General features: G+C 61.4%; 11 protein-coding genes. 2 read left to right on the top strand and 9 right to left on the bottom strand.

Translation table 11 applies throughout. The features are described 5' to 3' along the window. Together ACW9HW_RS26310 and ACW9HW_RS26305 are read left to right on the top strand one after the other, a co-directional pair. Positions 1-180 (top strand): hypothetical protein (locus ACW9HW_RS26310; protein WP_457402203.1); only part of this gene is annotated, 180 nt, incomplete at its 5' end. A gap of 145 nt (positions 181-325) precedes the next feature. Then, the gene (locus ACW9HW_RS26305; RefSeq protein WP_457402201.1) at positions 326-1,585 is read left to right on the top strand and encodes an OprD family porin; all 1,260 of its coding nucleotides are present in this window, start codon (positions 326-328) and stop codon (positions 1,583-1,585) included. 130 nt (positions 1,586-1,715) lie between these two features. Here ACW9HW_RS26305 and pcaC read toward each other — a convergent pair whose 3' ends face one another. The 9 genes from pcaC to ACW9HW_RS26260 form a co-directional block, all read right to left on the bottom strand. Beyond that, the gene (gene pcaC, locus ACW9HW_RS26300; RefSeq protein ID WP_007976697.1) at positions 1,716-2,108 is read right to left on the bottom strand and encodes a 4-carboxymuconolactone decarboxylase; all 393 of its coding nucleotides are present in this window, start codon (positions 2,106-2,108) and stop codon (positions 1,716-1,718) included. Between the two features lie 10 nt (positions 2,109-2,118). Beyond that, the gene (pcaD, locus tag ACW9HW_RS26295) at positions 2,119-2,910 is read right to left on the bottom strand and encodes a 3-oxoadipate enol-lactonase (RefSeq protein ID WP_457402199.1); all 792 of its coding nucleotides are present in this window, start codon (positions 2,908-2,910) and stop codon (positions 2,119-2,121) included. Between the two features lie 11 nt (positions 2,911-2,921). Beyond that, the gene (locus ACW9HW_RS26290; protein ID WP_457402196.1) at positions 2,922-4,286 is read right to left on the bottom strand and encodes a 3-carboxy-cis,cis-muconate cycloisomerase; all 1,365 of its coding nucleotides are present in this window, start codon (positions 4,284-4,286) and stop codon (positions 2,922-2,924) included. 45 nt (positions 4,287-4,331) lie between these two features. Further along, positions 4,332-5,636, bottom strand: coding sequence for an MFS family transporter (locus tag ACW9HW_RS26285; RefSeq protein WP_457402194.1), 1,305 nt, complete (start codon positions 5,634-5,636; stop codon positions 4,332-4,334). Between the two features lie 190 nt (positions 5,637-5,826). After that, a complete protein-coding gene (gene pcaG, locus ACW9HW_RS26280; RefSeq protein ID WP_457402193.1) occupies positions 5,827-6,393 on the bottom strand; it encodes a protocatechuate 3,4-dioxygenase subunit alpha in 567 nt (188 codons plus the stop codon). A gap of 1 nt (position 6,394) precedes the next feature. Beyond that, on the bottom strand, positions 6,395-7,099 hold the full coding sequence (gene pcaH / locus ACW9HW_RS26275; RefSeq protein WP_095195405.1) for a protocatechuate 3,4-dioxygenase subunit beta: 705 nt from the start codon (positions 7,097-7,099) through the stop codon (positions 6,395-6,397). Between the two features lie 37 nt (positions 7,100-7,136). Next, on the bottom strand, positions 7,137-8,342 hold the full coding sequence (pcaF, locus tag ACW9HW_RS26270; protein ID WP_170948691.1) for a 3-oxoadipyl-CoA thiolase: 1,206 nt from the start codon (positions 8,340-8,342) through the stop codon (positions 7,137-7,139). Continuing rightward, the gene (locus ACW9HW_RS26265; RefSeq protein WP_457402190.1) at positions 8,339-9,118 is read right to left on the bottom strand and encodes a CoA-transferase subunit beta; all 780 of its coding nucleotides are present in this window, start codon (positions 9,116-9,118) and stop codon (positions 8,339-8,341) included. Before ACW9HW_RS26265 ends, pcaF begins: the two co-directional genes overlap by 4 nt. After that, positions 9,118-9,975 carry a CoA transferase subunit A gene (locus tag ACW9HW_RS26260; protein WP_008054173.1) on the bottom strand — a complete coding sequence of 286 codons (858 nt, stop codon included), beginning with the start codon at positions 9,973-9,975 and terminating at the stop codon, positions 9,118-9,120. The genes ACW9HW_RS26265 and ACW9HW_RS26260 overlap by 1 nt, the downstream gene beginning before the upstream one ends. Between the last annotated feature and the right edge of the window lie 211 nt (positions 9,976-10,186).

The raw sequence follows: 10,186 nt of genomic DNA, 5'->3' as shown, positions 1-10,186 counted from the left end.
GGGACCGCATTATTTCTGGAGGAACTCGGTCAACTGTGGGAGCGAGCCTGCTCGCGAAGAGGCCAATACAATCAACAAGGAATCAGAGCCAATCTCGGTTCGATAATCGCCCAGAACCCGCTTTCACAGATTGAACCATCCAGTACATTCACATCACCATTCGAATCACAAAACCAATAACAACAGGTTCGACACCATGCCCCCGCGCCCCGCCCTGTCCGGTTGATCCCCCAGGCTTCACCCCAGCATGTCGACTTCATGTCTGCACCGTCCCGGATGCGGCATTACCCCGTTTCATCCCCAAGAATTAGAGAGACCCGAACCCATGACGCCTTCCACCGCGCAGTACTTCGTTCCCAGCCTGATTGCCGCTGCCCTGGCCAGCGCTGCCCTGCCCGCCCAGGCCGAGGAGCCGGGCTTTGTCGAAGGCGCCAAGGTCAACCTGAACCTGCGCAACTTCTACATCAACCGCAACTTCACCAACCCGACCAAGACGCAGGGCAAGGCTGAGGAATGGACACAGAGTTTCATCCTCGACGCCAAGTCCGGTTTTACTCAGGGTACCGTCGGGTTCGGCCTGGATGTGCTGGGGCTGTACTCGGTGAAACTCGATGGCGGCAAAGGCACCGGCGGTACGCAACTGCTGCCGCTGGATAGCGATGGGCGCCCGGCGGACAACTTCGGCCGTACCAACGTGGCGTTCAAGGCCAAACTGTCGCAGACCGAAGTGAAGGTGGGCGAATGGATGCCGGTGCTGCCGATCCTGCGTTCGGACGATGGCCGTTCGTTGCCGCAAACCTTCCGTGGCGGCCAGATCACCTCGAAGGAAATCAATGGCCTGACGCTCTACGGCGGTCAGTTCCGCCAGAACAGCCCCCGCGACGACAGCAGCATGGATGACATGTCGATGACCGGCAAAGCCGCGTTCACCTCGGACCGGTTCAATTTCCAGGGCGGCGAATACCTGTTCAACGAAAAGCGCACCCAGATCGGTGTGTGGAACGCCGATCTCAAGGACATCTACAGCCAGCAATTCATCAACCTGACCCACAGCCAACCCGTCGGCGACTGGACCCTGGGCGCCAACCTGGGTTTCTTCTACGGCAAGGATGACGGCAGCGCCCGCGCCGGCGAGTTGGACAACAAGACGATGTACGGTCTGTTCTCGGCCAAATACGGTGGAAACACCTTTTATGTGGGTCTGCAAAAACTCACCGGCGACAGCCCGTGGATGCGGGTCAACGGCACCAGCGGCGGCACCCTGGCCAATGACAGCTACAACTCCAGCTACGACAACGCCCGGGAAAAATCCTGGCAAGTGCGCCACGACTACAACTTCGTCGCCCTGGGCGTGCCAGGCCTGACCCTGATGAACCGCTACATCAGTGGCGATAACGTACACACCGGCACGATCACCGATGGCAAGGAATGGGGGCGCGAAAGTGAACTGGGCTACACCGTGCAAAGCGGCGCGCTGAAAGACCTGAACGTGAAATGGCGCAACTCGACCATGCGCCGCGACTACAGCAACAACGAGTTCGACGAGAACCGGGTGATCATCAGCTATCCGATCAGCCTGTTGTAAATCTCAAGTACGTCTTCGCGAGCAGGCTCGCTCCCACAGTTAACCGAGTTTTCCCTGAAGGAATGCGGTCGTCTGTGAGAGCGAGCCTGCTCGCGATGGCGTCAGATCTGGCGGCACAAATCGCCGGGAATCACTCCCGCGATTCAACCCCCAACTCATCCCACACCGACTCCGCCAGGTGGAACGTGGCGTTCGCCGCCGGGATGCCGCAGTAGATCGCACTCTGCATGATCACTTCCTTGATCTCGCCGCGGCTGACGCCATTGTTGGCGGCCGCGCGCAGGTGCAGTTTGAGCTCACCCTCGCGGTTCATGCCGATCAGCATGGCGATGGTGATCAGACTGCGGGTGTGGCGCGGCAGGCCCGGGCGGGTCCAGATGTCGCCCCAGGCATGGCGGGTGATCATCTCCTGAAACTCCGAGTTGAACTCGGTCAGGGTAGTCAGGCTGCGGTCAACGTGAGCATCGCCCAGAACGGCGCGACGGACCTTCATTCCTTCGTCGTAACGTTGTTTCTCGTCCACGGATTTTCCCTCAACGAGCCTGCAGAAAGGCCAGTACGCGATCGCTGAAATCCGCGCCGGCCTGAACGTTGGACAAGTGCGCGGCATAGAACTCGGCGTACTCGGCACCCGGCACGTGTTCCTGAATGAAATGCCCGCCGGACGGCGGCGTGACCGCATCCTGGGTGCCGGCAATCACCAGCAGCGGCGCCTTGATCGAGGACAATTGATCGCGGAAATCGGCATCGCGCACTGCCGCGCAATTGGCCGCATAGCCTTGCGGTGAAGTGGCCGCCAGCATGTCGGTGATTTGCTTGGCCGCTGCCGGGTTAGCCTCGGAGAAGTCCGGGGTGAACCAGCGGGCAATCGACGCATCGCGCAAGGCGACCATGGCCGCGGCACCGTCGCGCAGTACGGTTTCGATGCGCGGGTTCCACACCGACGGATCGCCGATTTTCGCCGCGGTGTTGCACACGATCAGTTTGTTCAGGCGCTCGCCGGCGTTGATGCCCAGCCATTGCCCGATCAGCCCGCCCATGGACAGCCCACAGAAATGTGCGCGTTCGATGTGCAGCGCATCCAGCAGCGCCAAAACGTCATGGCCCAGTTGTTCGATGCTGTACGGCCCTGGTGTCACCAGGGATTGGCCGTGACCACGGGTGTCGAAGCGCAGCACACGGAAATGCTCGCTGAACGCGGGGATTTGCGCGTTCCACATGTGCAGGTCGGTGCCCAGGGAGTTGGACAGCACCAGCACCGGCGCATCCACCGGGCCATCGAGTTGGTAATGCAGTTCGCCCTCGGCGAGTTGTACAAAAGCCACAGCAATCTCCTTCAGGCAGTCAATGCAGAATGTTCAGCCACCGCTCGCTCGACCCAGGTGCGGGCCTGTCCGAGGTAGTGGGCGGGGTCCAGCAGATGATCGAGTTCTTCAGCCGACAGCTCGGCAGTCACTTGCGGCTCGTCGCCAAGCACCGCGCGCAGATGACGTTGTTCGGCCACGGCGCGTTTGCAACATTGCTCCAACAGGTGATGCGCGGCGTCGCGCCCGACCCGTTGCGCCAGGACGATGCTCACCGCTTCGGCCAGCACCAGGCCTTGGGTCAGATCGAGGTTGCGGAGCATGCGCCCGGCGTCCACTTCCAGCCCCTGCGTCACCAGCAGCGCTTGCTTCAGGCTGCCGGACACCAGGCAGCAAATCTCCGGCAGGGTTTCCCACTCGGCGTGCCACAGACCGAGACTGCGCTCGTGTTCCTGCGGCATGGCACTGAATAACGTCGAGAGCAAACCGGGTACGCGGGTTGCCGCGCCGATCAACACCGCCGCGCCCACCGGGTTGCGTTTGTGCGGCATGGTCGAAGAACCGCCCTTGCCCGGCGCCGACGGTTCGAACACTTCGCCCGCTTCGGTCTGCATCAACAGGCTGATGTCGCGACCGAGTTTGCCGAGGCTGCCGGCGATCAATCCGAGTACCGAGCCGAACTCCACCAGGCGATCACGCTGGGTGTGCCAGGGCTGATCGGGCAAGCCCAGTTGCAGCTCCTCGGCCAGAGCCTTGGCAATCGGCATCGCCTGCTCACCAAGCGCCGCGAGGGTGCCGGAAGCGCCACCGAATTGCAGCACCAGTAAACGCGGCTTGAGCTCTTGCAGACGCTGACGACTGCGGGTGACAGACCCCAGCCAGCCGGCGATCTTCATGCCGAGGGTGACCGGCGTCGCATGTTGCAACCAGGTACGTCCGGCCAACGGCGTGGCCACATAACGTTGGGCCTGGGTGGCGAGGGTTTGCCCCAGCTGCGCCAAATCGCTGTCGATCAGCTCCAGTGCCCGACGCAGTTGCAGCACCAGACCGCTGTCCATTACATCCTGACTGGTCGCCCCCAGATGCACATAACGTTCGGCCTCGGCATCCTGCGTTGCGATCTGCTTGCCCAATGCCTTGACCAACGGAATCGCCGAATTGCCGGCGCTGGCAATCGCTTCGCCGAGGGCGGCAAAGTCGAAATGCCCGGCCCGGCACGCGGCTTCGATGGGTGCCACGGCGGTTTGCGGAATCAGACCGACCCGCGCTTCGGCCCGGGCCAGCGCGGCCTCGAAGTCGAGCATGGCCTGGACCCGGCCCTGATCGCAGAACACGTCGCGCATATCGCGTGCAGTGAAATAGGCATCAAACAATTGATTGCCCGGTCGCTGGTTCATAAACAGTCCCTGCAAGTGCGGGCCGGTCAGGCCCGCGGGTATGAATCAAAGGTCGTGGTGCAAATACTTCGCTTGCTTGGGCAGACGCAGGCTGAACAGGAACGCGATCGCCATCATCACCGTCACGTACCAGTAGAAGGAGTTCTCCATGCCCACGGCTTTGAGGCTCAGAGCTACATACTCCGCCGATCCGCCGAAGATCGCATTCGCAACTGCATACGCCAGGCCGACGCCCAGTGCACGCACTTGCGGCGGGAACATTTCGGCTTTCACCAGGCCGCTGATCGAGGTGTAGAAACTGACGATCGCCAAGGCCAGGGTGATCAGCACAAACGCCACGAACGGGCTGCTGACACTTTTCAGGCTCAGCAGAATCGGCACAGTACACAGCGTACCCAAGGCACCAAACCACAGCATCGAACTACGCCGGCCGATCTTGTCGGCGAGCATGCCGAACAACGGTTGCATGCACATATAAAGGAAGAGCGCGCCGGTCATGATGTAGCTGGCGGTCTTGGCGTGCATGCCGGCGGTATTCACCAGGTACTTCTGCATGTAGGTGGTGAACGTGTAGAAAATCAGCGAGCCACCGGCGGTGTAGCCCAGCACGGTGATGAACGCGGCTTTATGGTCGCGGAACAACGCACGGATGCTGCCGGCGTCCTTGTTTTCGCGCATTTCCTTGCTGGTGGTTTCTTTCAGCGACCGACGCAGATACAGGGAAACCAGTGCCGCCATGGCACCCACCACGAACGGAATCCGCCAGCCGTAGGCCCGCAAATCCTCTTCTGTCAGGAACTGTTGCAGAATCACCACCAGCGACACCGCCAGTAATTGTCCGCCGATCAGCGTGACGTACTGGAACGACGCAAAGAAACCGCGCTGACCCTTGAGCGCAACTTCACTCATGTAGGTGGCGGTAGTGCCGTACTCGCCGCCCACCGACAGGCCCTGGAGCAAACGGGCGAACAGCAGCAGGATCGGCGCCCAGACCCCGATGCTGGCGTAGGTTGGCAGACACGCGATGAGCAACGAGCCGAAACACATCATCAGAATCGAGATCAACATCGAATTCTTGCGCCCGTGCTTGTCCGCGACACGGCCGAAGATCCAGCCGCCAATCGGTCGCATCAGGAACCCGGCGGCAAACACGCCCGCGGTATTGACCAACTGCACCGTGGGGTTGTCGGAGGGAAAGAAGGCAGGCGCGAAATAGATCGCACAGAAGGCGTAGACGTAGAAGTCGAACCATTCGACGAGGTTGCCGGACGAAGCGCCGACAATGGCGAAGATCCGTTTGCTGCGCTCTTCGCCGGTGTAGAGACCTATGGTAGCTGTAGGGGTTGTCATTGTTTTTTCACTCAATGGGGACCGTGAGAGTCTAGACACATTTTGCAACAGTCCCGTTCCGCAAGATCAGCAACATGAATTCCCTGTGGGAGCGAGCCTGCTCGCGAAAGCGGTGTGTCATTCAGCATTGATGGCATTGACACGACGTCTTCGCGAGCAGGCTCGCTCCCACAGGTATTGTTGTGCTCGATCAATAATCGAAGAACACCGTCTCCGCATCAGTGCCCTGCAGAATCACATTCCACTGGTAAACACCGCTCGCATCCTGCTTCGCCAACAAGGTGCCGCGACGCTCGGCCGGCACGCATTCCAGCAGTGGATCGTTCACGTTGGCCGGATCGCCCTCGAAGTAAATCCGCGTCAGCAAGTGCTTGACCAGGCCACGGGCAAACACCAGCACCACCAGATGCGGCGCCTGGGTCGTGCCTTTGAGGCCTTCGACCGTGCCCGGTTTGATCGTGGTGAAACGGAAACGCCCTTCAGCATCCACCGGCACCCGACCAAAGCCTTCAAAGTTCGGGTCCAGGGGCTTGTCCTGGTCGTCCTCCGGGTGGTCGTATTTGCCGGCGGCGTTGGCCTGCCAGACTTCCAGCATCGCGTCGTTGACAATATCGCCATTGCCATCGACCACTTGCCCGGTGATCGCCACGCGCTCGCCCAGGGTTTGTTCGACGGTCAGGTTTTCGCGGTTCAGCCAGGTCAGGCCGATGTGGTAGTACGGCCCGACGGTGTGGGACGTGGTCGCAGTCAGCGTCATCTTATTTCTCCATCGGCGTGGCATCGCGGCCGCGCAATACGATGTCCCAGCGATAGCCGAGGGCATAGGAAGGGATGGTTTTTTCCAGATCGAAACTGGCGATCAGGCGCTCTTTGGCGCTGGTATCGGGCACGCAGTTGTAGATCGGGTCGTACGCCAGCAGCGGGTCGCCCGGGAAATACATCTGGGTGACCAGACGCGTCAGGATGCTCGGCCCGAACAGCGAGAAATGGATGTGCGCCGGGCGCCAGGCGTTGTGGTGGTTACCCCACGGATAGGCACCGGGCTTGATGGTCTGGAACTGGTACCAGCCATCGGCGTCGGTCACGGTGCGGCCGGTGCCGGTGAAGTTCGGGTCCAGCGGCGCGTCGTGCAGGTCGCGGGCATGGGCGTAACGACCGGCGGCGTTGGCCTGCCAGATCTCCACCAGAATCCCCGGTACCGGCAGACCGTTCTCATCCAGCACACGGCCGTGAATGATGATCCGCTCACCCAGTGGTTCACCCTGGTGCTGGGCGGTCAGGTCGTTGTCCTTCTCATTGACGCGCTCGGCGCCAATGGTTGGCCCGGTGATTTCCGACAACGAATGCGGCAGGAACACCAACGGCTTGGACGGCGAGCGCAGGTTGGTGGATTGGTAGGTCGGGTGCAGGTAAGGCGGCTGGGTGCCTTCCTGCGGGCGACGGTAACCAGGCTTGTCAGTCATGAAACATTCCTCAGTTCTTATCAGTCTTCAGAGCGCGTCAGACGCGTTCGATCGCCAAGGCCAGACCCTGGCCAACACCGACGCACATGGTCGCCAGACCTTTCTTGCCACCGGTTTTTTCCAGCTGATGCAGCGCAGTCAGCACCAACCGTGCACCACTCATGCCCAATGGATGGCCCAAGGCAATGGCGCCACCGTTGGGGTTGACCTGAGGCGCGTCGTCCGCCAGGCCCAGTTCACGCAGCACCGCCAGGCCTTGGCTGGCGAAGGCTTCGTTCAGTTCGATCACGTCGAAATCACTGACCGCCACGCCCAGGCGCTCAGTCAGTTTGCGCACCGCCGGCACCGGGCCAATGCCCATCACTCGCGGAGCGACACCGGCGCTGGACATGCCCAGCACTTTGGCGCGAGCGGTCAGGCCGTGTTTTTTCACTGCTTCGGCCGAGGCCAGGATCAACGCCGCCGCGCCGTCGTTCACGCCCGACGCGTTGCCGGCGGTGACGGTTTTGTCAGGGCCATTGACCGGTTTCAACCTGGTCAGCGCTTCCAGCGTGGTGTCGGCGCGAGGATGTTCGTCCTGGCTGACCACGGTTTCACCTTTCTTGTGGGCAATGCGCACTTCGACGATTTCTTCGGCGAAATAGCCGGCAGCTTGCGCGGCGGCGGTGCGTTGCTGACTGCGCAGGGCAAAAAGGTCCTGATCTTCGCGAGACACTTCGTAGTCGTCGGCGACGTTGTCCGCCGTTTGTGGCATCGCATCCACACCGTACTGGGCTTTCATCAACGGGTTGATGAAACGCCAGCCGATGGTGGTGTCTTCAAGTTTCATGTTGCGCGAAAACGCCGCGTCGGCCTTGCCCATCACGAACGGTGCGCGGGACATCGACTCCACACCGCCGGCAATCGCCAGCTCCATCTCGCCACTGGCGATCGCACGGAATGCGGTGCCGATGGCGTCCATGCCCGACGCGCAGAGGCGATTGAGGGTGACGCCAGGAATGGTTTCCGGCAGCCCGGCCAGCAGCAGCGCCATGCGTGCCACGTTGCGGTTGTCTTCGCCGGCCTGGTTGGCGCAACCGAGGAACACCTCGTCCACTGCCGTCCAGTCCACCGATGGGTTGCGCTCCATCAGCGCCTTGATTGGCACAGCGGCCAGGTCGTCGGCACGAACCGTCGACAGGCCTCCGCCGAAACGGCCGATGGGGGTGCGAATGGCGTCGCAGATATAAACGTCACGCATCACGCTTCTCCGGGTGCTTGGCCGTGGGCCGCTGCGGTACGGGCTTCCAGATCGCGCAGAGCGGTCAGTTCGACCTCGGTCGGCTCGGCAGTGGTGTCGACGCTGTCGGCAAAACGGATCGGCCAACCGGTGGCGGCCGTCACTTGCTCGCGGGTCACGCCCGGGTGCAGCGCGGTGACCACGAACTCATGAGTGCCCTCCTCCGGTTCCATGATGCACAGGTCGGTGATGATGCCGACAGGACCGGCGCCCTGCAGACCGAGGCGTTTACGCGAATCGCCGCCCTCACCGTGACCGACCGAGGTAATGAAGTCGAGCTTATCGACGAAGGAACGCGCCGATTGCTTGAGGATAATCAACACGCTCTTGGCGGAACCGGCAATTTCCGGCGCGCCGCCGGCACCCGGCAGACGGACCTTCGGTGCGTGGTAATCGCCGACCACGGTGGTGTTGATGTTGCCGAAACGGTCGACTTGCGCCGCGCCGAGGAAACCGACGTCAATGCGTCCGCCCTGCAGCCAGTAGCGAAAAATCTCGCCGGTCGGGACCACGGTGTCGGCGGTTTCCGCCAGTTCACCATCACCGATCGACAGCGGCAGTACGCTCGGCTTGGCACCGATCGGGCCCGATTCGTAGATCAGGACCACGTCTGGCGACGAAGTCAGGCGCGCCAGGTTGGCCGCTTTGGATGGCAGGCCGATGCCCACGAAGCACACCGAGCCGTTCTTCAGGCGACGGGCAGCGGCAACGGTCATCATTTCATTGGTGGTGTAAGTCATTACTTCGCCTCCGAAGCGGCGGCCAGTTTGGCCTGGAACTCGCTGAAGTCAGCGCTGCCATGGATGTACTCGTTGATCCACGCGGTGAAGGTTTCACGGTCGCGGGCAATCGGGTCCCAGGCCTGGTAGAAGCGGTTGTCGCGTTCGTTGTAACCGTGAGCGTAGGACGGATGCGCGCCCCCCGGTACGTGGCAGACGGCACTCAAGGCCCAGGTCGGCAGCACACAGGAGTTCATCGGCGCGTTGAGATCGTCGACGATTTCTTCCACGGTGACGATGCAGCGCTTGGCAGCCAATGCGGCTTCTTTCTGCACACCGAGAATGCCCCACAACAGCACGTTGCCCTTGCGGTCGGCTTTCTGCGCGTGAATCACGGTGATATCCGGACGCACCGAAGGCACTGCGGCGAGTACTTCACCGGTGAACGGGCAGGTCACGGACTTGATCAGCGGGTTGACCTTCGGCAAATCGGAACCGGCGTAGGCACGCAGCACCGCGAACGGCAGGCCGGATGCTCCCGCGACGTAGGCGTTGGCCAGGTCGGCGTGGCTGTGTTCTTCGATTTCCAGCGCATGGGGCCACTGTTTCTCGACCGCATCGCGCAGACGGTGCAGCGAACCGACACCCGGGTTACCGCCCCAGGAGAAAATCAGCTTGCGGGCACAACCGGCACCGATCAATTGGTCGTAGATCAGGTCAGGGGTCATCCGCACCAGGGTCAGGTCTTTCTTGCCCTGGCGAATGATTTCGTGACCGGCGGCCGTCGGGATCAGGTGAGTGAAGCCTTCGAGCGCAACGGTATCGCCGTCGTTTACGAATTGCTTCACTGCGTCATGCAGCGAAAGAATTTCAGCCATTGGGGCAGGCTCCCATTTGTTATTAACCAACAGTGGTCGAAAAAGGCGCCGATGCGCAGCGCCGGAATGACTTGAAGATTAAGCCTGTGAAAAACCTCAAACAATCCGATAATCGACTGAGTGTTCGTTTATCGAACACATTGTTGCATGCCTACCGATCCCAAAAGCTTCGCGAGCAGGCTCGCTCCCACAAGGAAACGCGATCAACTGT

This window comes from Pseudomonas sp. SDO5532_S415 (genome assembly GCF_054071155.1).
This window is presented reverse-complemented; position numbering and strand designations above follow the sequence as displayed.